At 43.0% G+C, this 21,328-nt stretch carries 18 protein-coding genes; 6 read left to right on the top strand and 12 right to left on the bottom strand.

The window, feature by feature from the left end; all coding sequences use genetic code 11:
- Window positions 1-14 precede the first annotated feature (14 nt).
- The 8 genes from PU629_RS01035 to pcp form a co-directional block, all read right to left on the bottom strand.
- The gene (locus PU629_RS01035) at window positions 15-1,628 is read right to left on the bottom strand and encodes a YceG family protein (protein ID WP_275282407.1); all 1,614 of its coding nucleotides are present in this window, start codon (window positions 1,626-1,628) and stop codon (window positions 15-17) included.
- A 687-nt stretch (window positions 1,629-2,315) separates the two neighbouring features.
- Complete coding sequence (locus tag PU629_RS01030) at window positions 2,316-3,053, bottom strand: TerC family protein (RefSeq protein ID WP_275282406.1); 738 nt, start codon at window positions 3,051-3,053, stop codon at window positions 2,316-2,318.
- 80 nt (window positions 3,054-3,133) lie between these two features.
- The gene (locus PU629_RS01025; RefSeq protein WP_275282405.1) at window positions 3,134-3,712 is read right to left on the bottom strand and encodes a TerD family protein; all 579 of its coding nucleotides are present in this window, start codon (window positions 3,710-3,712) and stop codon (window positions 3,134-3,136) included.
- Between the two features lie 65 nt (window positions 3,713-3,777).
- On the bottom strand, window positions 3,778-4,359 hold the full coding sequence (locus tag PU629_RS01020; protein ID WP_275282404.1) for a TerD family protein: 582 nt from the start codon (window positions 4,357-4,359) through the stop codon (window positions 3,778-3,780).
- A 538-nt stretch (window positions 4,360-4,897) separates the two neighbouring features.
- The gene (gndA, locus tag PU629_RS01015) at window positions 4,898-6,304 is read right to left on the bottom strand and encodes an NADP-dependent phosphogluconate dehydrogenase (RefSeq protein ID WP_275282403.1); all 1,407 of its coding nucleotides are present in this window, start codon (window positions 6,302-6,304) and stop codon (window positions 4,898-4,900) included.
- A gap of 130 nt (window positions 6,305-6,434) precedes the next feature.
- A complete protein-coding gene (gene menC / locus PU629_RS01010) occupies window positions 6,435-7,553 on the bottom strand; it encodes an o-succinylbenzoate synthase (protein ID WP_275282402.1) in 1,119 nt (372 codons plus the stop codon).
- Window positions 7,554-7,589: 36 nt separating this feature from the next.
- Window positions 7,590-8,705, bottom strand: coding sequence for a M20 peptidase aminoacylase family protein (locus tag PU629_RS01005; RefSeq protein WP_275282401.1), 1,116 nt, complete (start codon window positions 8,703-8,705; stop codon window positions 7,590-7,592).
- Between the two features lie 187 nt (window positions 8,706-8,892).
- Complete coding sequence (gene pcp / locus PU629_RS01000) at window positions 8,893-9,537, bottom strand: pyroglutamyl-peptidase I (RefSeq protein WP_275282400.1); 645 nt, start codon at window positions 9,535-9,537, stop codon at window positions 8,893-8,895.
- A gap of 204 nt (window positions 9,538-9,741) precedes the next feature.
- On the opposite strand from pcp, the gene pxpB reads away from it, so the two are divergent.
- The 5 genes from pxpB (at window position 9,742) to mscL (ending at window position 14,409) form a co-directional block, all read left to right on the top strand.
- Window positions 9,742-10,476 (top strand): 5-oxoprolinase subunit PxpB, encoded by a 735-nt coding sequence (gene pxpB / locus PU629_RS00995; protein ID WP_275282399.1) that lies wholly within the window; start codon window positions 9,742-9,744, stop codon window positions 10,474-10,476.
- Window positions 10,477-10,478: 2 nt separating this feature from the next.
- Window positions 10,479-11,504 (top strand): 5-oxoprolinase subunit C family protein, encoded by a 1,026-nt coding sequence (locus tag PU629_RS00990; RefSeq protein ID WP_275282398.1) that lies wholly within the window; start codon window positions 10,479-10,481, stop codon window positions 11,502-11,504.
- 75 nt (window positions 11,505-11,579) lie between these two features.
- Window positions 11,580-12,341: a LamB/YcsF family protein gene (locus PU629_RS00985; RefSeq protein WP_275282397.1), complete on the top strand. Its 762-nt coding sequence runs from the start codon at window positions 11,580-11,582 to the stop codon at window positions 12,339-12,341.
- Between the two features lie 231 nt (window positions 12,342-12,572).
- Window positions 12,573-13,835: a threonine ammonia-lyase IlvA gene (gene ilvA, locus PU629_RS00980; RefSeq protein WP_275282396.1), complete on the top strand. Its 1,263-nt coding sequence runs from the start codon at window positions 12,573-12,575 to the stop codon at window positions 13,833-13,835.
- A gap of 142 nt (window positions 13,836-13,977) precedes the next feature.
- Window positions 13,978-14,409, top strand: coding sequence for a large-conductance mechanosensitive channel protein MscL (gene mscL, locus PU629_RS00975; RefSeq protein WP_275282395.1), 432 nt, complete (start codon window positions 13,978-13,980; stop codon window positions 14,407-14,409).
- 272 nt (window positions 14,410-14,681) lie between these two features.
- Here the strand turns inward: mscL and PU629_RS00970 are convergent, their stop codons facing one another.
- The 4 genes from PU629_RS00970 to pruA form a co-directional block, all read right to left on the bottom strand.
- Window positions 14,682-14,855 carry a hypothetical protein gene (locus PU629_RS00970; RefSeq protein ID WP_275282394.1) on the bottom strand — a complete coding sequence of 58 codons (174 nt, stop codon included), beginning with the start codon at window positions 14,853-14,855 and terminating at the stop codon, window positions 14,682-14,684.
- Window positions 14,856-15,095: 240 nt separating this feature from the next.
- A complete protein-coding gene (gene putP, locus PU629_RS00965; RefSeq protein ID WP_275282393.1) occupies window positions 15,096-16,562 on the bottom strand; it encodes a sodium/proline symporter PutP in 1,467 nt (488 codons plus the stop codon).
- Between the two features lie 205 nt (window positions 16,563-16,767).
- Complete coding sequence (locus PU629_RS00960; protein ID WP_275282392.1) at window positions 16,768-17,682, bottom strand: proline dehydrogenase; 915 nt, start codon at window positions 17,680-17,682, stop codon at window positions 16,768-16,770.
- Between the two features lie 182 nt (window positions 17,683-17,864).
- Window positions 17,865-19,409 carry an L-glutamate gamma-semialdehyde dehydrogenase gene (gene pruA / locus PU629_RS00955; protein ID WP_275282391.1) on the bottom strand — a complete coding sequence of 515 codons (1,545 nt, stop codon included), beginning with the start codon at window positions 19,407-19,409 and terminating at the stop codon, window positions 17,865-17,867.
- 297 nt (window positions 19,410-19,706) lie between these two features.
- Between pruA and PU629_RS00950 the strand changes: the two genes are divergently transcribed.
- Window positions 19,707-21,287 (top strand): sigma-54 interaction domain-containing protein, encoded by a 1,581-nt coding sequence (locus PU629_RS00950; protein ID WP_275282390.1) that lies wholly within the window; start codon window positions 19,707-19,709, stop codon window positions 21,285-21,287.
- Window positions 21,288-21,328: the final 41 nt, after the last annotated feature.

The raw sequence follows: 21,328 nt of genomic DNA, 5'->3' as shown, positions 1-21,328 counted from the left end.
TTGCCTCTTCTCCTTTATAATAATTTGTTGAAAAGTTTTTTAAATAGTGAGCCTGATGTCGAAATACGAGAATCATAAGAGGCGTCAAAACTGACTTCCTCTAACCAATGGGAATCAAATAATTTCGGTTCAAGATAAAACTCTAAGTCATTTTCACCGGTCGGGTTATAACAAATCACGTCAAGTCCCATTTCATTCATAAGTAATAAAAGGGCTGCATCCTCGCGGGACAACTTCCCGCTCTTTCCATCATTAAAAACAATCATTTGGGGTACCGTTTGTGAGTAATCAAACTGTTGAAGGAGCCTCACGAAGCGTTCGGGAATAGCGAGCGCAACTGAAAACAAATACACTTTTAGGTCCTCTAATGTTTCATCCTCACGTCTATTGATCGCTGCGAGCTCTACATACCTTGAGATCACAGAAGCCATTCCAAACTGCAAGCCATTAGGAAGATGCTTATAGCGCCACCACGCCGCATGGACCATATGATCTGGATCGAGCACACCATTCTTAAGCGCCTCTCGGTAGTGGAAGAGTTGACTCCCCCTTGGCTCTGGTGTAAAAGGAAAGCGAGTAATAACTTCTGTCATTTCCTGGTCTTTCAAGTCCTGTAAACGACTCCAGAATTCTTTTTGATTAGCAGATATGCCACAAACCTTGGCGAATAAGCTTGGAATATAGATCCGACCATTTGCAGCCTTGAAATTCGGTCGAATAAAAGCCTTCTCTTTAGCGATTAAAAAGATTTCATCATAAGTTGTTTTAAGCGTAATAACTTCTGGGAGATAGTTTCGAAATTGCCAAGGCTTATATAGCAGTGACTGATCCGAATGAAGGACTTCATCGAGCTCTTGAGACGCCTTTTTGGCTACCGTCGATTTGCGAGCCGGACGGGTATGAGGGAAAGGGACAAGCTTCATCGTCGATGGGTAGGTATGAACAGAGAGCCCTTGGACACCGATCGCAGATAAACTATTTTTGCCTTCAGGATGAAAGATGAGGACATCAAAGCCTAATAAGATTAAAAAATATAAAAAATAAGCTTGGCTCTCTGTAGCATCCCCATACCAAATGATTGCAGGAACGCGCTCTGCCAGATCATCTTGTTTCAACCACTTTTCAATATGGTTTTTTGTCCACTTTACCGTATCCACGACCACACGCCTTAAGTTCGAATCCATTAACCCATTGGGATGATGTTTTTCAAAATGAGCCAGCATCTTTATAAAGCATACCCGCAAATGTCTATAGATAACGGGTCTTTCTTTTAAGGGAAAAAGGGTCTCTCCTTCCATAAAAGCAACAAATCGATTCACCGACAGTCCTTTCTGTTCCTGATGAATCATCATGATTTTCTGAACAGCACGGAAGGTTTCGTTCGCAATGGTTTTGTCCAAAGTCTCACTGAGCAAAACAACTGGAAAATCAGATTCATAAGCAAGCTCATACAGCTCTTCCAGATAGTTCTCTTCATCTATAGGACACCCCAAAAAGAGCCCTGCTACTTGCTCAAAGATTAGGTCATCTTGTTCAAACTGATAACGGCTTCTTTGGGGCAATGGTTTCTTTAGAATCTCTTTCCAATCCTCTTTTTGAAGATCAACAGGAATAGGTTGAATGGTCATTAGAAGATCATTTCCTTTCCAATCCAATGATTCGAGTTCAAGGGAAAACATCTTTCAGCGTTGAATGAATTTATCTTCATACGGAAGAACGAACCCTGAACATATTGGACACCTAAAGGGCATTCCACCCCAAACTTAAACGTACAGCGGGTTATTAGCCCCCCTCTAAGACCGGATCATGACGGCTGCCGGCTTGAATCACGACTCAATTACCCTTGTCTACTAAACCGCCATCGTCACACCTTTTTCTCTATCTGCATATTTCTAAGGTAAAGAATAGAGGGGGGTTCTTTGATGTTCAAAGAAAAGGTGAGTCGGCACCTCTCCGAAGAAACAAAATCACTCGTCAACAGAATGTTCTTATTCAAATTCATTTCGATCCTAGAAGTCCTAGGGTTTTCACTGATTCTATCCATCATTATTATACCATTCCTGCATGCAAAACCGAACTTCTTCCTAGTCTTTTTGCCCAGCTGTCTCTTTGTTTCCTTGCTCTATGTTTGTCTAGGACGCTCCGCTTAAATAGACAAAGCATCCGGAAACCAGAGACTAAAAGAGGGATCCGCTTAAATTCCCGCAGAAAACGGCCAAGCTCTCTTACCTTTTCCCGAATCGGGACAGCCGTTTCTTTTCCGCAGGAGTCTCGCGAATCCCCCTTACCTTATATTGGTTTTAATACTAAAATGATTACTTGCTGATGGTATGGTTTGATGATCCCTTTTTAATAGCATGGACAACAAACGTAGCAAGAAAGGCTAGAACTAAAATGCCAAAGAAGAGAAATTCACTGATATCAAGTCCAAAGGCACCTAGCAGCATCTTAATCCCAATGATCGCAATTAGAATAAACGCGGTCATTTCAAACTCTGGGAATTTCTGAATAAGCAATAAGAAAAGCTGAGCGACACCGCGCATCATCAAAATCCCAAGAATCCCTCCAAGGAACAGCACCCAAACTTTGTTGGAAACACCGAAAGCTGCAATAACACTATCTAAGCTAAAAGTAATATCCATTAATTCTACAACAAGCACTGTTTTCCAAAAACCAAAACCCTTGTTCTCAACCTCCCCATCTTCATCATCCTTCTTGAAGATGTTCTTACCAGCAAGCCATAAAAGATAGAGTCCTCCAAGCACTTTGATAAGCGTAAATTTAACGAGAAAGACCCCGATACCGATCGCAATAAACCGGAACAAGTAAGCCCCAATAATTCCATAAAACAACGCTTTTTTCTGACTTTTCTTAGGCAAATGCTGAACTAAGACAGCAAGAACAAGCGCATTATCTGCAGATAGCAGACCTTCTAAAACCACAAGACTTAAGACAACGCCCCAGCTGCCTGGATCGGCTACCATATCCTTTATTGCATTTGCTGAAAAAAACTGACCATAGGTTGCAAATAGATGATGAAAGAAATCAGTCATCGAATTTAATTCTCCTTAACTCATTCTATTATTTTGATGTTCCTTTAGTGAGCCTAATAGAGAAGCCAATCAAACTTCTCTTACACATCTAGCCCATAATTTCGGCAAAGAGCAGCCAATCCCCCGGAAAAGCCACTTCCGATGGCGTTGAACTTCCATTCTCCTTGATGTTTATACAGCTCACAGACAATAACGGCTGTTTCGATAGAAAAATCCTCACCCAAATCATAACGAAGAATTTCTTCATCTGTTTCTGGATTAACAACGCGAACAAAAGCATTGGAAACTTGGCCAAAATTTTGATTGCGTACATCAGCCTCATGGATCGTTACAGCGATCCCTATTCGTTCAATGTGACTGGATAATTTCGGAAAGTCAATGATGATTTGTTCATCATCCCCTTCCCCTTCACCCGTACGATTATCACCTGTATGTTCCACACCGCCGTCAGGACTCTTCATGTTATTGTAGAAAACAAACTCCAGTTCATTCACGACCTTACCGCTCGCATCCGCTAGAAAAGCCGATGCATCAAGGTCAAAGTCATGACCGCCTGAATACTTATTCGTATCCCACCCGAGACCTATAATGGCTTTTGTCAAGCCGGGATTGGTTTTAGTTAAGTCAATACGCTGCCCTTTAGAAAGTGTAATCGTCATCGTTCATTCCTCCATTTAATCGTTTTTAAACAAATGAAATCCTGATCGCTGTTTTACTCGATCTATTAAGTGTAACGCTGAGCTATTTCCGATAAAGAGCGATCATTCGTCGCTTGACCAAGAGCATTAAACTTCCACTCACCGTTATGGCGATAGATCTCTCCTGGAATAAGTGCGGTTCTTCCTGCATAGTCTTCTGACAAGTTAAAATGAGCCAATTCCTGTCTTTTTGATTGATCAACCATCCGAATGAAGGCGTTCTGAATCATACCAAAGTCTTGTTTTCTCTCCACACATTGATAGATATTAACAACAAAAAGCAAACGGTGAATTCGGTCTGGAACCTGATTAAGGGTGACAATGATTTGTTCATCATCTCCATCGCCTTCCCCCGTAATGTTATCCCCTGTGTGGCGAACACTCCCGCAACTGCTTGCTAAATGTCCAAAATAAACAACATCCTCTTGACGCTCAAGACGCCCTTGTTGATTCAGCATTAGCACCGAAGCATCACAATCAATATTAGGGGTACGCTGGAAGAAACCGCGTTTAACTGGATCCCATCCTAGTCCTACTAATAAAGAAGTAAGCCCCGCATTGCCTTTGGTTAAATCAATTTTTTGACCTTTCACTAGTGAAATAGCCATTTCATCACTCCTAATAAAGGATTTATGGAACGAGTCATTTAAAGAAACTCTCGATTTTCTATTAATTGCGTGTAGGCCAATAACCTGCTTTGGTTAATAATACGAGATTCCGGAAAAAAGGTTTCAAAAAAAAATCTCCTATTCAAGTTATACTCCTATAAAATAACACAAATAGACTCAGCAAAAAAGTAAATACCGATAACTCTCACATCATCACCCGAAAAAAAGAGACTGGGACAGAAGTCGTTGACGAATAGAAAAAACCGAACTTATTCACACCTGTTAACGTGATGGGTTCGGTTTTTCATTTATAAATTAAGTCAGTTGTGAAACGCTAGTCAAAACACGCCGCTTTCCGCGGGCACGGCCCAAGCCTCCTCAGCAAGGAAACCGCTTGCTTGCGGGGTCTTCGGACACGTGCTGTTTCCACTGGCGTCTCCGTATTTAGACTACGCTTCCTATTTGTTTCTGTCCTTATAAACATTTAGTGTTCGGTATTAAGTCAGTTAGTTTAGTTTTGTCCCAAGCCTCCCCTTTTTTAGTCCATCCACTGGGTGTGGAAGATGCCTTCTTTGTCAATTCGCTGGTAAGTATGTGCACCAAAATAGTCGCGCTGTGCTTGGAGTAGATTAGCCGGCAGGACTTCAGAACGGTAGCTGTCGTAGTAAGCAATGGCGTTTGAAAAACCTGGAACGGGCACGCCGTTTTCAACCGCTACCGCTACCACTTTTCTTAGCGCTCCTTGATACCCTTCAATAATCTCTTTGAAATAAGGGTCTAGGAGAAGGTTCTTAAGCTCTGGATCACGATCATAGGCTTCTTTAATATTCTGAAGGAAGGCCGCACGAATGATACACCCGCCTCTAAAGATCATCGCAATGTTGCCATATTGCAGGTTCCAGTCATTCGCTTCTGAAGCGGCACGCATTTGTGAGAAGCCTTGAGCATAAGAACAGATTTTGCTTGCATAAAGTGCTTTTCGGATCGCCTCAATTAACTCTTCCTTTGAGCCGCTGTAAGATGGAGATGGACCAGAAAGGATTTTACTTGCAGCCACCCGTTCCTCTTTCATAGCGGAGATAAAGCGGGCAAACACCGATTCAGTAATGATGGAGACAGGTACCCCAAGGTCAAGGGCGCTTTGACTCGTCCATTTCCCTGTGCCTTTTTGACCTGCTGTATCTAAAATCATGTCGACTAAAGGCTTGCCTGTTTCGTCATCTTTTTTCGTAAAAATGTCTGCCGTGATTTCAATCAGATAACTGTCAAGCTCACCTTGATTCCATTCCTTAAAAATAGCATGAAGCTCATCTGCATTAAGACCAAGCACATTTTTCAATAGATTATAAGCTTCACAGATCAGCTGCATATCGCCATATTCGATCCCGTTATGTACCATTTTCACATAGTGACCTGCACCATCTGGACCAATATAAGTACAGCATGGGTCGCCGTTCACCTTTGCTGAAATTGCCGTTAGAATCGGTGCGACGAGTTCATAGGCCTCTTTCTTGCCTCCAGGCATGACGGCAGGCCCTTTCAATGCCCCTTCTTCTCCACCTGAAACACCCGTCCCGATAAAATGGAAGCCCTTTGCTTCAAGCGCTTGGCTGCGGCGGCGTGTATCTTCAAAATAGGCATTCCCCCCATCAATCAGGATATCTCCTTTATCGAGATGTGGTATCAATTGCTCGATAGTCGCATCTGTTGGGGCGCCCGCCTTTACCATGATCAAAATTTTACGCGGCGTTTCAAGAGAAGCGACAAACTCTTCAATCGAATAAGTCGCAACTACATTCTTACCCGCTGCTTCTTCAACTAATTGATTTGTCTTTTCTTCCGACCGATTATAAACGGAAACCGAATAGCCTCGGCTTTCAATATTAAAAGCAAGGTTTTTCCCCATTACAGCTAAACCTACAACACCAATTTGTTGTTTGGACATGGTCATCATCCCTCGTTTCAGAATTATAATTCGTCTGATAATTAAGCCTTTTTAAAGTTTAACAAAAATATTCTTAGGTTTGTAGTGATTCTACTAAACTTATTTTTTTATCTTACTTAACACTCTTGTTCTACTTTCGTCTCGTAACGGAGTAGTCCTCAATCGTGAATCCGCGAACGGCCTCACGATCTATCTCATAACCGATTCCCGGTTTTATAGGGACCTGTATTTGCCCATTAACAACCGTCACCTCTGGCTGAATAATATCGTGTTCCCAGTAATTCGAGGAGGCCGCGGTATCACCAGGGAGCGTAAAGCCTGGGAGGGTTGTTAGAGCAATATTATGCGCTCGGCCAACACCTGCTTCAAGCATCCCTCCGCACCAGACAGGCACCCCCCGTTCAAAGCAATAATCATGAATCCGCTTCGCTTCTGAAAGTCCGCCGACCTTTCCAATTTTGATATTAATGACCTTTGCAGCGCCATAATCTATGGCATGCCGGGCATCATCAAAGGAATTAATACTCTCGTCCAAACATATCGGTGTTTGGATTTCCTTTTGCAGTTGGACATGATCCAGGATATCATCGTGGGAGAGCGGCTGCTCAATCATGAGCAAATCATACGGGTCCAATTGTTTCAGTACAGGAAGGTCTTCAAGGGAATAAGCAGAATTAGCATCCACCATAAGAGGCAGCGATGGAAATGTCTCACGAACGGCTTTAACAAGGGAGAGATCCATTCCGGGCTTAATTTTTATTTTAATTCGGCGGTAGCCCTTTTTGACATTGTCCTCGATGACTTCAAATAACTTATCCAGATTTTCTTGTATCCCAATACTAATGCCAACATCAATAGCTGACTTAACGCCCCCTAATGCTTCTGTAAGGCTAATGCCTTGCTTCTTCGCGTAAAGATCCCATACCGCCCCCTCGAGAGCAGCCTTTGCCATATTGTTTCGTCTAATGATTCTGAAGCGCTCAAACACCTCATCTGGATGCTCAATTGGTGCCTCTAACAGTAAAGGGATCAAAAAATCCTTCATCATATGCAGAGAGGTGTCAACAGTCTCCTCTGTATACCAAGGTGCCGTAAACGCAACGGATTCCCCAAAGCCTGATAATCCGCTTGCCTCCGTTATCTCAATTAGAAAAAAGACTTTATCCTGCATGGTGCCATAACTCGTTGTAAACGGCGATTTAAGCCTCATTTTTAACTTTGTTAGTGTGATGGTCTCTAGCTGCAGCATAAATAAATGGCCCCCTGCGATTTCTGTTTTACTCAATTATAAGGTTAAGAGAGTTGCACGTGTTAGAATCTCTATGCCATGAAAAAGGGCTTCCTGATTAAAAGTCATGTTTGGATGATGTAATCCAGGGGCTAAGTCGCATCCCAATCCGAGCATCGTCGCTTTAAGTTGCGGTCGTTTAATCGTATAAAAATGAAAGTCATCACCGCCTGTTGTCACTAAAGGCGGCACAGCATTCTGAAAACCGAGTGTTTGACCAATGGCCTCTTTCATGATGGCTTCCGCTTCTTTATTTTCCTTTGCAGCAGCGACCCACCCCCGTTTTTTCGCTGTAATTTCTACTCCGTTCAACTCAGCTAATTGCTGGAGAATACGGCCGACCTGCTCTTCAATTTCTTGCATGACCTCATTGGTTTGGGCTCTTAAGTCTATGCCAAACGAAGCCGACCCAGGAATAATGTTCAAGCTATCTCCACCGGCATGAAGCTTGGTCATCTTGATTGAATGAGGCACTCTTGGGTCCACATGAATGACACTTAGGTGCTGGACAATGGAAGCAGCTACTTCGATCGCATTCGTCCCTAAATGCGGCCGCGCCCCATGCATCTCCTCCCCGCGGATCGTCCCTTGAATAAATTGAGCCGACCCATGAAGGATAGCAGAAGACGCTTTTCCAAGCGGAAGCTCTTGCACGGGGCGAAGATGGACACCAAAGAGGACATCCACATCGTCCACCACACCTTTTTCAACCATTTTTAGAGCACCCATTCCTACTTCTTCAGCTGGCTGGAAAATAAATTTTACTCGACCACTAAAATCATGCCCTAATTTCTTTAAGAGTAAAAAAACACCTAAAACCATGGCCATATGAGCATCATGTCCACAAGAGTGATTTGCTTTAAACACGCCATCCACTTCCTGCCATAACGCGTCCATATCTGCGCGAATCGCCACACAGCGTTTTCCTTCTCCTATTTCGCCAACTAACCCAGTAGTATCAGAGAATCGAGTCACCCTCCCACCGTGCTTTTCTAAAAATTTATAAATAAATTCGGTTGTTTGAACTTCTTTCCAGCTGGTCTCAGGATGAAGATGAAGATGGTTAAAGATCTCCGTTACCTCATGTTGAATCTCCATTAACTGCCTTTTCATACAAGTTGCTCCTTATCATCATAAAGACTAAAAAAGAAGGGATCATCTTTTTTGTTAATTTTTATATTATACCGAATTTTACATTAAAACAGAAAGAAATCAAAGAAAACGCCCTTTCCAATCCCTTTTATTCAAAAGAAAAATCTCTTATGCCACATAGCATTAAGAGATTCTATTTGTCGAAAAATTAATGGATAGAACCGCCGATTGCTTCTATATCCGCCTCATAAGTTAATGTCGTTCTAACCGCTATCTCTATAGCCTTAATGATATCTCTTAAACCAAGGGAGGGCTGGCCTGAGTGACGAACAGCCTGTTCAGGGATAAAAGGAATATGGATAAAACCACCGCGAATGTCCCGTCTAGAAGCCAAGCTATCCATTAAGCCATAAAAGAGGTGGTTACAGACATAAGTACCCGCTGTCTGCGAGATTTCTGCCGGTATCCCTTCCTCTCGAATGGCCTTGACCACTGCTTTTATTGGCAGTGTCGACCAGTAGGCAACAGGCCCATTAGGATTAATTGGCTCATCCACCGGTTGTCTGCCTTCATTATCAGGAATCCTTCCATCACTCACATTGATCGCCACGCGTTCAACGCTAATAGCAGACCTCCCGCCCGCTTGCCCGACTGCAATAACGATAGCTGGATTTAACTCCTCAATAGACTTCTTTAATAAGTCAATGGATGTTCCGAACGCAACCGGAATCAGCCGACTCACGACGTTATGGCCTTCAATACTTGCTCTATCTAACTGCTTAACCGCCTCCCAAGACGGATTAATCGATTCTCCTCCAAAAGGCTCAAATCCTGTTAACAGAATGTTGGGCATACCGCTCACCCCTTTTTTTTAGAATATTGTAAACCATTAACCGATAAACGTCTAAGTATATGTAAATGATCCTATGCTCACTTCCATTATAAAAACGGGACCATTACGAACTTCTTAACCCTAGTTAATTTTAAAAAACTTGGATTATTTTCAATCTTTGATAGTATTAAATAAAATGTGCTCATTTATCGGGAGGTGTCTTTTATGAGCGATTCCCAAGACGGAGTTGTCCTCTTTCCTTCTGGTGACCGCGCCCTTACCATACGATTTGGAAACACAGTCAGCAGAAAGACGCACCAGCAAGTTCAACACTTTATAGAGCGGTTAAAGAGTTCCCCCATCACGGGTATTATAGAAATCGTTCCCGCTTATACATCACTCACAATAACTTATGATCCTTATAAAATAAACAGCGCCGATCCCGCGTCTTTTGTTTTACCCTACTTTAAACTAAAAAAGGAAATAGAGACCCTTATCAATCAAACGGTCAAAACCGAAAGAGAATCCACCTACAATAGGCTAATTCAGATCCCCGTTTGTTATGGCGAACCTTATGGACCTGATTTAGCCGATGTCGCAGCCTTCCATCAGTGCACCATTGAAGAGGTAATCAACCGCCATTCGAGCGGCAACTATCTCGTCTATATGATTGGCTTTGCGCCAGGTTTTCCTTACCTAGGCGGTCTTGACAAATCTCTGCATACACCAAGGCGGCAAACACCCCGCTTAAAGGTTCCGAAAGGCTCCATTGGGATTGCTGACAGTCAAACAGGGCTTTATCCACTTGAAACCCCTGGCGGTTGGCAAATCATCGGACGGACACCTATGACCTTCTTTGATCCGTCCGCCTCTGAACCTAGCCGGCTTCAGGCAGGCGATCGCGTTCAATTTGTCCCCATAAGTGAAGAAGAATTTCTTTCGTATGAAGAGGAGGGGTAAACATGGCCATTATTGTTCAGCGTCCCGGCCCTTTGGCTACTGTACAGGATTCAGGACGAATCGGTTATCAAAACATAGGGGTCAGTGTCAGTGGAGCGGTTGACACGATTGCGTTACGAATCGGAAATCTCTTAGTTGGCAATGCCGAGACTGAAGCAGGGGTGGAATTCACCTTAACAGGCGCCATCATCCAGTTTGATGAGGATGCTTTAATCGCCATCACAGGAGGACCCTTTCAGCCACTTATTCAGGGCCACCCTGTACAAATGTGGAAGCCGATCGCTGTTAAAAAGGGAACGGAACTCAGATTTCCAGAAGGAACAGGAGCCCGCGCCTATCTCTGCATAGCGGGTGGCATTGATGTTCCTTCCGTACTAAGTAGTAAAAGCACTTATCTGAGAGCACGTCTAGGAGGCATGGAGGGACGGCCATTAAAAAAAGGCGATCGATTATTGACCGGGCCAATCCATCCTTACATAAGGGCTTACATACTGAATCGCTTTAAGAACTCAGACAGTCCTTTTTTTATAGAGTGTAGTTGGGGGATTAGTCACGCGAGCCGGCCCTCTTATAAAGACGAGCCGGCTATACGTCTTCTCCCAAGCTATGAATTTTCGTTATTTACACCCGCTTCCCAAAGCGCCCTTTTCAATGGCTCTTATCGCGTCACCCCGCAATCTGATCGGATGGGCTACCGTCTAGAGGGAGAACCGCTTCTCTTAAAGGCTCCTATTTCAAGGCTTTCAGAACCCATACAAGCCGGCACCATACAAGTGCCTCCTGATGGAATGCCAATTATTCTGCTGGCTGACCGGGGAACGATCGGGGGCTATCCATGTATCGGCCATGTCATAACCGTTGATTTGCCGCTGATTGCTCAAACAAAGCCAGGCGATTCGCTTCGTTTTATTGAAACAAGCCTTGAAGACGCTCAGACTGCAGACATCCAGCAGGAAAAAGAGATTACTTTATTAAAAACAGCTATTCACCAACGACTTCGGCATTTAACTGCTCCCATGTTATCATGACGCGCTCACCGCAAGGAGCAAAAACAATCTTTATAAAAAATAGATACAAGAATCTGTAAAAGGAGTGAGGCTATTATGTCACGCATTGATTTAAATTGTGACCTTGGCGAAAGCTTTGGCGCTTATACGTTAGGCCAAGACCGGGACATGCTTGATTACGTCACCTCTGTAAATATTGCTTGCGGTTACCACGCCGGCGATCCTAAAACGATGAGGGAAACGGTTGAAATGGCAGTCGAGAAAGGGATTGGTATCGGCGCACATCCAGGCTTTCCAGACCTAAACGGCTTTGGGAGACGACCGATGCAGCTAACCGAACAAGAGATTTATGACCTTATCCTCTATCAACTGGGGGCTTTAGAGGGCTTTATCCGTGTGGCAGGCGGACACATGCAGCATGTCAAACCTCATGGCGCCCTATACAACATGGCCTCGGTTGACACCAATATGGCCCTAGCGATTGCTAAGGCGATTCATGACTATAACCCCTCCCTTATCCTATTTGGCTTATCCGGAAGTAAGCTTATTGAAGCAGGAAGAGATGCTGGACTCGAAACGGCAAGCGAAGTATTTGCCGACAGAACCTACCAAGAGGATGGGACGCTCACCTCTAGACGTTCACCCGATGCTTTAATTCAGGATGATCAAGAGGCCGTTTCACAGGTTATCCGTATGGTCTTAGAAGGAAAGGTTAAAACACAGCAAAATACCGATGTATTGATCCAAGCAGATACCGTATGCCTTCACGGTGACGGTCCTCATGCTTTAAGCTTTGCCAAACTCATTCGCACTGAGCTTTCTCAAGCAGGGGTTGTGGTGAAAAAGTTGATTGATTAGCTAAAAAAATTTTTCATCAGAATTTGCTTTTACAGTCCGAGGGCAGACTCTTATAAGCGTTCGTTTTTTAGGGCTATCCCCTTTATAAAAATTCAACTTTTATAACCTTGGCAGAAGATTTTTTAAAATGTTAGAATATATTTATTATTTTTTATATCAAAATGAATCATTCCCCTATTTTCCGAGTGGAGTGGTCTGTTGCAACTGGATTTTACAAAAAGGAGTCGTATCATGACAAATACAAAAGTGAAGCATATTCAAGTAAAGGATATTTTTATTGCAAATCATATCTTAAAAGATATTGTGATCCATACACCGGTACAAAGAAACGATATCCTATCTAAACGCTATGAATGTGAGGTTTATTTAAAGCGGGAGGATTTTCAATTAGTCCGATCCTTTAAGCTGCGAGGTGCCTACTATTTAATTCAGAGCCTCTCTGAGGAAGAGCGCCAAAAAGGCGTTGTCTGTGCAAGTGCCGGCAATCATGCTCAGGGAGTGGCCTATGCCTGCAAAGCGCTCGGAATTAAAGGGAAAATCTTTATGCCTACTACAACACCAAGGCTTAAGGTATCACAAGTAAAATTATTTGGCGGTGAAGCCGTTGAAGTGGTGTTAACAGGGGATTCATTTGACGATTCTTATAATCAGGCTGTAGCCTTGTGCGAGCAGCAAGGCATGACCTTCATCCATCCGTTTGATGACTATCGAACCATTGTCGGTCAGGGCACAGTTGGTCTTGAGCTAATGACAGATATGAACAACCAAGTGGATTTTGTTTTCTTAGGAATTGGCGGGGGCGGCCTCGCTTCAGGTGTCGGTTCCTACGTTAAAAGTGCTAATCCCCAAACACAGGTAATTGGCGTAGAACCATCTGGGGCGGCCGGGATGAAGTTATCACTTGAACATAACCAAGTCATCCCCTTAGACTCTCTGGAGACTTTTGTAGATGGGGCCGCGGTTAGACAGGTTGGACAACTGACACGCGAGATTTGTCAGGAGCTCCTTGATGATATTGTACTTGTCCCAGAAGGAAAGGTCTGTACCACCATTTTAGAGCTCTATAATGAAAGTGCCATCGTCGCTGAACCTGCCGGCGCCTTATCTGTCGCTGCTCTCGACTTTTATAAGGATAAAATAAAAGGAAAAACCGTCGTCTGTGTCATCAGCGGTGGGAACAATGATATTAACCGGATGCAGGAAATCCAAGAACGCTCGCTTATCTACGAAGGCCTTAAACATTATTTCATCGTTAACTTCCCGCAGCGCCCCGGTGCCCTTCGAGAATTCATGGAGAACGTGTTAAGTCAAACAGATGATATTACCCGTTTTGAATACACTAAGAAAACGAATAAGGATCAAGGGCCGGTCCTTGTCGGGATCGAACTTAGTCAACCTGAGGATTATCAGCCTCTTATTGAACGCATGGTTAAACAGGGTTACTCCTACATCGAAATTAATAAGGATCCAAAACTCTTTAATCTTTTGATTTAAAAAGGAATTTATTAGGGATGATAGACCGCTTTTCTATTTCGAAGAACACCGATATCTCTGTACCCTTTTTAATTCTAACTAGCAAACGTATAAACTATATGAAGAAAAGAAATAGTTAGTTGTAGAAAGGGTGTGAGAAGCTATGTGGCAAGACTTTAAAAAATTTGCTTTTAAAGGAAACATTGTGGATTTGGCCGTTGCCGTGATTATCGGCGGAGCTTTTAACAAAATTGTGACATCACTCGTTAATGATATGCTCATGCCAATCATCGGTGTTTTATTGGGCGGGCTAGGCTTTGATAAACTCAACATCCATTTTGGAACAGCCGTTATCAAATATGGAACCTTTATTCAAACGGTTGTGGATTTCTTCATCGTTGCCTTAACTCTTTTCCTAATCGTTAGGATCTACCTGCGATTTAAACGCAAAGAGAATGCCGAACAAGATTCAACCCCAGCTCCGTCTAACCAAGAGGTGCTGTTAACCGAAATTCGAGATCTCTTAAGCCAGGCGGTCCAGCCAGCAGCTAGTGACGAATCGGGAGCTATTGGCCTTAATAAAAGACAGGAATGAGTTTCGCTACTCGCTCCTGTCTTTTTTAGATTAAAATTCTAATCCGCTTTGGCCCTCTTTCGTGTTATTCTTGAAGTCTCCATCAAGAGCTAACTTAGAGACTAGCGATTTCCTGAAACTTGGCCGCTTATCCTAAAGAACACCTTTTGCGGCCTACGCATTTTTGGGTCCAATAGGTTGCTGCCAAGTGCTCAATGGCGGACTTCTCTCTTAATAAGTCGATCATTTCCAACTGAAAAAAATGTATGCGCCTTCCTTTAGGCCAGACATTTTCAATCCGTCTTTCGAACCAAAACATAAGCTATAAATCCTATTGGGAATAAAAGAAAGACGGCAAGTGTCCATAAGCAGCCGATTTTAGTTCCACGTTTTTCCGAGGCATCCATCAACACCCAAATCGTGCAAACCAGGTTTCCGATTAACCATAGTCCAACCCATGCTCCCAAATACCGGCCTCCCCTCTAGTCAACTCGCTTTAAGACCGCTGATTCATGCTGTGTATCACTTGTTAAACGGACAAGCCGTATATAGATTTTAGGAGATTCCCAAGCTCTTATAAATCACCTAAGCCCTCTACTAAATACATATTCCAACCTATAAATGTCTATGTCTGTCCCACTTAAAGGAACTCTTATCCCTGTCTTCTCAAAAATAGTAAAGAGACGGCTGTTCGCCGTCTCAATCTATCAAGCATGCAATTTTTCTTCCATTTCCTTAAACTGATCTTGTATCTCTTTAGCGGGCTCCTGATTAAGGAGACTAACAACCCAAGATGCCACCCAGCTTAGAATAAACCCAGGCACCATTTCGTATAACGTGTTGGATAATCCCGTTGATACCCAAATAATAACCGTTAGACCACCCACAACCATTCCAGCAAGCGCTCCCCATTTACTCATGCGTTTCCAAAATAAACTTAGCAGAATAATTGGACCGAATGCGGAGCCGAACCCTGCCCAAGCATGGCTGACAAGATTAAGAATCGTATTGTTTGGATTTAAAGACATGAGAAACGCAATGACTGCAACTAAGAGAACCGCAAGCCGCCCCACCAAAACTAACACTTTATCAGAATCCTTTCGATGGATAAACGTCTTATAAAAATCCTCGGTTAATGCAGAAGCGGTCACCAGTAATTGGGACGAGATCGTACTCATGATCGCGGCTAACATCGCGGCTAAAATAAACCCTGTGATAATTGGATTAAAGAGCAAATTCGCAAACTGAACAAAAACAGTTTCTGGATTTTTAAGGGTTCCGCCATGATGAGCAAAGTAAGAAATACCGACTAACCCAACTGCTGAAGCGCCAAGCAAAGTTAAAATCATCCAGCCGATTCCAATTCTCCGCGCTGCTTTTAACTCCTTAACTGATTTAATGGCCATAAAACGTACAATGATATGGGGCTGACCAAAATACCCTAGTCCCCAAGCGAGTAAGCCAATAATACCAAGAACTGATGTCCCCTTGAATAGATTTAAAAGGGAAGGATCAATTGTCCTTAGATCATGAACGACCGGATGTACACCACCGACTTTAGTAAAGGCTATAACAGGGACTAGTATAAGAGCAATAAACATTATCGTTCCTTGAACAAAATCGGTCATACTCACCGCGAGGAACCCGCCAAAAAGCGTGTATAGCAAGACGACGACCGCTGTAACCAGAAGGCCGACTTTGTAATTTAACCCAAAGGCACTTTGAAAAAGGGTTCCACCTGACACCATACCAGAAGACGTGTAAAAGATAAAAAAGACGAATATAACCAGTCCTGATACAAGGCGCAAAATATTTGTTTTATCGTTAAAGCGATTCTCTAAAAAGTCCGGGATAGTAATCGAATCATTCGCCACTTCTGTATAAGTCCTTAATCTTGGTGCCAACAACCGATAGTTAAAATAAGCACCAATGGTAAGTCCAATGGGTAGCCACAGGTTCGAAATTCCCGTGGCATACATCGCACCCGGCAAACCCATCACTAACCAACCACTCATATCTGAAGCCCCTGCAGACAAAGCAGTCACCGCGGGACCCAAACCACGATCTCCAAGCATGTAGCCCGATAATGTGGACGTTTTTCGATAAGCCCAAAATCCGATTAAAAGCATGGCGACCATGTAAATCCCTAACGCAATAATGACTTCCGTTTTCATCTCATACCCTCTTTCGTTATTGGTTTAATTATCCTGTATAATCTCATTTATCTAAACGGTTGTCACCTCCTACTAACCTAACAGATTCATGCAAGCTCTATTTTATTACTAAAAGGCTATCGGAAAGCGCTTTCTTTTAATCTCAAAAAAAATAGAGGAAATAAGTTAGGAGGGTATGGAGTGCCATCTCCTCCTATTTTCTGCCTTATTTTGATAACAATCCTTTTAAGGCAAAGCTGACATTTTGCGGACGTTCGGCCAAACGGCGCATAAAATAACCAAACCAATCCGTTCCAAAAGGAATATAAACACGCATGTTATACCCTTCCTTAACCAGTTGTTCCTGTAATTCAGTTCGGAAGCCATACAACATTTGGAACTCAAATTGATCATTAGGTATATGATGCTCTTTGGCGAAGGCTTTAACTTTATTAATTATGTTATGGTCATGGGAACCAATGGCCGTAAACGTACCCTCTAGAAGCCGTTTTTGAATAAGCTTCCAATAGTTGTCATCCACCTGGCTCTTTTCTTGAAAAGCGACTTCTGCCGGTTCTTTATAAGCCCCTTTTACTAATCGAAGCACAACCCCGTTTAACTGATCAAGATCTTCCTCAGATCGATAAAGATAGCCTTGAATAACCGTTCCAACATTATCATACGTTTGGCGAAGACGCTTAACCATATCCAATGTAATTTGGCATCTTTTAAAGTCTTCCATATCGATTTGAACAAATAGATCATGAGTTTTGGCCGTTTCAAGAATACGGCACATATTCTCAAAACAAAATTCTTGATCAATGTCTAAGCCAAGTTGCGTCATTTTGACTGAAAGCGTACTTTTCACACCTGATTCAGCAATCGCTTCCAATACTTTTATACAATAATCGGTTGATTCGGTGGCCTCTTCACGGCTTGAAACAAACTCTCCTAGATGATCGAGTGTAGCTGTAATCCCTAGATCATTTAATTCCTTGACCTTTCGAATGGCACTTTCAATGTCTACTCCTGCCACTACCTGTCCTGCACCAAATCTAAATCCCCATTTTTTTGCCGCTTTATTTAATGATTTATTTTCTGATAAGGCATAGAAGAAACTTTTAGAAACGGCTGCCAACATGAACATAACCTCCTTATTTTAAGGGAAATAGAACACTTGAGCGGTACAGACAATTTAACGGCACCGCTCAGGGATCAATTTACTTTACCTAAAGTTTTTTAGTCTCTTAATTTAATAGTATTCAAATCCTTTGGAGCTTGTTTGCCCAAAGGTAAACGGCTAATTCGGGTAATCCCCTAGTATTAAAGCTGCTCACCAATGGATTTAGCCTGCATGTGCTGAATTAAGTAATCCGGACCTCCTGCTTTGGAGTCGGTTCCTGACATGTTGAAACCGCCAAAAGGCTGATACCCTACAATCGCTGCTGTACAGCCACGGTTAAGGTAAAGATTCCCGACATGGAATTCACGGCGGGCACGCTCTAAATGAGCTTGGTTTTTCGAAAGGAAGGCGCCTGTTAAGCCGTACTCTGTGTTATTCGCAATCTCCATCAGATGATCCATATCTTTAGCTTTACAGAAAGCAAGGACTGGCCCAAAGATTTCCTCTTGCATAATCCGTGCTTTTTCATCGACATCCGCAATAATCGTTGGCTGGATGAAGTAACCGATTGAGTCATCACCCTCGCCGCCTGTTACTAAACGACCTTCCCCTTTACCGATCTCGATATAATTCATAATCTTATCGAATTGGCCTTTATCGATAACCGGCCCCATATATTGACCTTCCTCAGGGGTGCCAACGGTTAACGTCTTAGTCAGTGCCACACACTTTTCAAGCACTTCATCATAGATCTTCTCATGAACGACCGCTCTAGAGCCTGCAGAGCATTTTTGGCCGGCATAACCAAATGCAGAGTACACAATGGATTCAACAGCCAAATCGATGTCTGCTGATTCATCTACGACAACTGTATCCTTACCGCCCATTTCAGCGATAACCCGCTTTAGCCATTTTTGACCGGGCTGAACCTTGGCTGCGTGCTCATAGATATGGCAGCCAACCGCACGGGAACCTGTGAAGGAAACAAAACGAGTTTTGGGATGTCCAACCAAATAATCCCCGATTTCTGGCTCAGCACCAGGAATATAATTAAGAACACCTGCCGGTAATCCGGCTTCCTCCATTACCTCGACAAACTTAGCTGCAACAACAGGAGTACGATCAGATGGTTTTAGCAACACGGTGTTACCTGTTACGATTGCAGCAACAGTTGTTCCACCCATAATCGCTAATGAAAAGTTAAACGGTGAAATGACAATCCCGACACCGAGAGGAATATAAGTAAAAGTGTTAAATTCATTGGCCCGGCTGTTCACTTTTGAACCATTTTTTAACCGAAGCATTTGGCGGCCGTAGTATTCTAAGAAATCAATGCACTCCGCGGTTTCACCATCCGCTTCTTTCCAAGGCTTGCCGCCTTCTTTGACCAAGTAAGCATTGAATTCCTGTTTGCGGCGACGAATAATGGCCGCTGCCTTAAATAGAATGCGCGCACGTGATTCAGGATCCCAATTTTTCCATGTTTCAAAGGTTTCGAGAGCGACTTGCATGGCTTTTTCGGCCAACTCTTTATTCACCTTTGAGACCGTTCCAATAACCTCTGTCTTATTAGCCGGATTATAGGAGATGACCTGTTCTTCCGTTTGAATGCGTTCTCCTCCAATGACCAATGGAAAATGCTCACCAAGCTGGCTGTTAAGATTTCTTAAGGCTTCTTGAATCGCTTGCTTATTTTCTTCTATAGTAAAGTCTGTGAAAGGTTCGTGACGGTAAGCTGTAACCATTTTTAAATCCCTCCAAATAATTAGTCGTTTCTTACTACCCATTACTATGCAATTTTCATGCCAACATTAAAAACCCGCTATTGAAAGGATTCCCCAATAAAGTGTAAACTGTAATTAAACATAATTGTAAAGATTATGTTAATATAGCATTTACACGTGTAAATGGTTGTTTCACAAATAGAACGCTATGACGCTCACATTCATGAAGCAACCCATCTCTGATTTCTCAATTTTACTTTTAATAGATTAATAGAAAAAGGCACCACTCACCACTCACTTATTATGGAGGCGATAAATTTGATTCCATTTGATCTGACCCTGAACGCGATTGCCTTACCATGGGATGAGACCCCATCCCGCAAGCATTTGGTGACCCTCTCCCAAGAGACGCTTTTGTCAGCCCTGGACCCTTCCATGTTGTGTCAGGATATTGCCCTCATAAATTCTAAAGGAGATTATGTGGGGTGGATTCCGCACTCTCTCCTGACTCACACGTTATATAATTTGTGGCAAACCACTTCACACTTTTATGAAGCCCTTCTTCAAGCGGTTGAAGATGCGGTAACCGTTGTCGACCAAAATGGAATCGTTTTATCTTGGAACAAAAGCGCCGAAAAGCTCTACCAATGCGACCAAGAAGAGATCATCGGTAAGCCCATCACGGATTTCTTCAAAGAGGAATCCCTCATGCTTATGAATACTTTAAAGAACGGCACCATTATAGAGCATCAATATAACCAGTCCCGTTCAGATGTCCATGTCTTAGTGAGCACAAGGCCAATCGAAATCAATAAGCAGCAAGTCGGAGGACTTTCTGTTGAACGCAATATTAATGATTTAGTCCGATTAAATGAAGGACTTGCAAGCCAAACCGCTTATATTCAAGCTCTTGAGCAAAAAATTGATACCATTAACGCCAATGACCCCTTCCACAAAATTAAAGGGAGAAGTCCTGAACTCTTGTCAGCGATAACGCTAGCCAAAAAAGTGGCCAGAACAGATGCCTCTGTCTTAATTAATGGTGAAAGCGGTGTCGGCAAAGAACTTTTCGCTCAAGCTATTCATAAAGCCAGTTCTAGAGCTAAGAAACCCTTTGTCGATTTGAACTGCGGCGCTATTCCAGCCTCTTTGTTTGAAAGTGAACTATTTGGATATGAAAAGGGAGCCTTCACAGGAGCTGCTCGAGAAGGCAAACAAGGAAAATTTGATCTAGCAAAAGGAGGCACCCTTTTTTTAGATGAGATTGGGGAATTGCCACTCGATCTTCAAGTCAAATTGCTTCGTGTTCTTCAAGAGAGGGACTATTACCGTGTCGGCGGAACGAAGGCTATTCCGTTTGATGTTCGGATCATCGCCGCTACGAATCGGAATTTGGAGGAGATGATTTCTGAGGGGACCTTCCGGCAGGACCTCTATTATCGATTGAATGTCGTCTCCATTCAAATTCCGCCTCTTCGCAGTCGTATAGAGGATATTCCAGAGCTTGTCCAATTGTTCGTTCAGGAGTTTTCCAACAAATATCATCGTCCTATCCCTACTATTGCACCTGAAGTCATGTATACGTTTCTTCACCATCCATGGGGGGGAAATATCCGGCAGCTGCGAAATACAATTGAACACATGATCATACTGGCTGACGAGGATGGCATTCATCCCCATCACTTACCTAATAATCTATTGATGAATGGGAGAAAGTCTCCCACTCAACCTGAAGCACTCCCCATTGAACTTGCTCCACAAAGAGGGGATCTTGAAGAACTTAAGACGATTCAACAAGCCCTTGAAAAGACATACGGAAACAAGTCAGCCGCCGCTAAGATGCTAGGGATTTCACGTGTGACACTCTATAATAAAATAAGGAAATATAAATTAAATTAATCTGAATAAATAACAGGGCGTCCGCCTCGGTGGACACCCTG

It is taken from the genome of Pullulanibacillus sp. KACC 23026 (assembly GCF_029094525.1).
GTDB lineage: Bacteria > Bacillota > Bacilli > Bacillales > Sporolactobacillaceae > KACC-23026.
Note: the sequence above shows the minus strand (reverse complement) of the source record. Positions and strands in the feature narration are given on the sequence as shown.

Coding starts and splice junctions, on each gene's coding strand:
- mscL (WP_275282395.1), top strand. CDS start 13,978: ATGTGGCAAGACTTTAAAAAATTTGCTTTTAAAGGAAACATTGTGGAT.
- gndA (WP_275282403.1), bottom strand. CDS start 6,304: ATGTCCAAACAACAAATTGGTGTTGTAGGTTTAGCTGTAATGGGGAAA.
- PU629_RS01025 (WP_275282405.1), bottom strand. CDS start 3,712: ATGACGATTACACTTTCTAAAGGGCAGCGTATTGACTTAACTAAAACC.
- PU629_RS01030 (WP_275282406.1), bottom strand. CDS start 3,053: ATGACTGATTTCTTTCATCATCTATTTGCAACCTATGGTCAGTTTTTT.
- PU629_RS00985 (WP_275282397.1), top strand. CDS start 11,580: ATGTCACGCATTGATTTAAATTGTGACCTTGGCGAAAGCTTTGGCGCT.
- PU629_RS01020 (WP_275282404.1), bottom strand. CDS start 4,359: ATGGCTATTTCACTAGTGAAAGGTCAAAAAATTGATTTAACCAAAGGC.
- PU629_RS01005 (WP_275282401.1), bottom strand. CDS start 8,705: ATGAAAAGGCAGTTAATGGAGATTCAACATGAGGTAACGGAGATCTTT.
- PU629_RS01035 (WP_275282407.1), bottom strand. CDS start 1,628: ATGACCATTCAACCTATTCCTGTTGATCTTCAAAAAGAGGATTGGAAA.
- putP (WP_275282393.1), bottom strand. CDS start 16,562: ATGAAAACGGAAGTCATTATTGCGTTAGGGATTTACATGGTCGCCATG.
- menC (WP_275282402.1), bottom strand. CDS start 7,553: ATGCTGCAGCTAGAGACCATCACACTAACAAAGTTAAAAATGAGGCTT.
- pxpB (WP_275282399.1), top strand. CDS start 9,742: ATGAGCGATTCCCAAGACGGAGTTGTCCTCTTTCCTTCTGGTGACCGC.
- PU629_RS00960 (WP_275282392.1), bottom strand. CDS start 17,682: ATGTTGGCAGCCGTTTCTAAAAGTTTCTTCTATGCCTTATCAGAAAAT.
- pruA (WP_275282391.1), bottom strand. CDS start 19,409: ATGGTTACAGCTTACCGTCACGAACCTTTCACAGACTTTACTATAGAA.
- PU629_RS00990 (WP_275282398.1), top strand. CDS start 10,479: ATGGCCATTATTGTTCAGCGTCCCGGCCCTTTGGCTACTGTACAGGAT.
- ilvA (WP_275282396.1), top strand. CDS start 12,573: ATGACAAATACAAAAGTGAAGCATATTCAAGTAAAGGATATTTTTATT.
- pcp (WP_275282400.1), bottom strand. CDS start 9,537: ATGCCCAACATTCTGTTAACAGGATTTGAGCCTTTTGGAGGAGAATCG.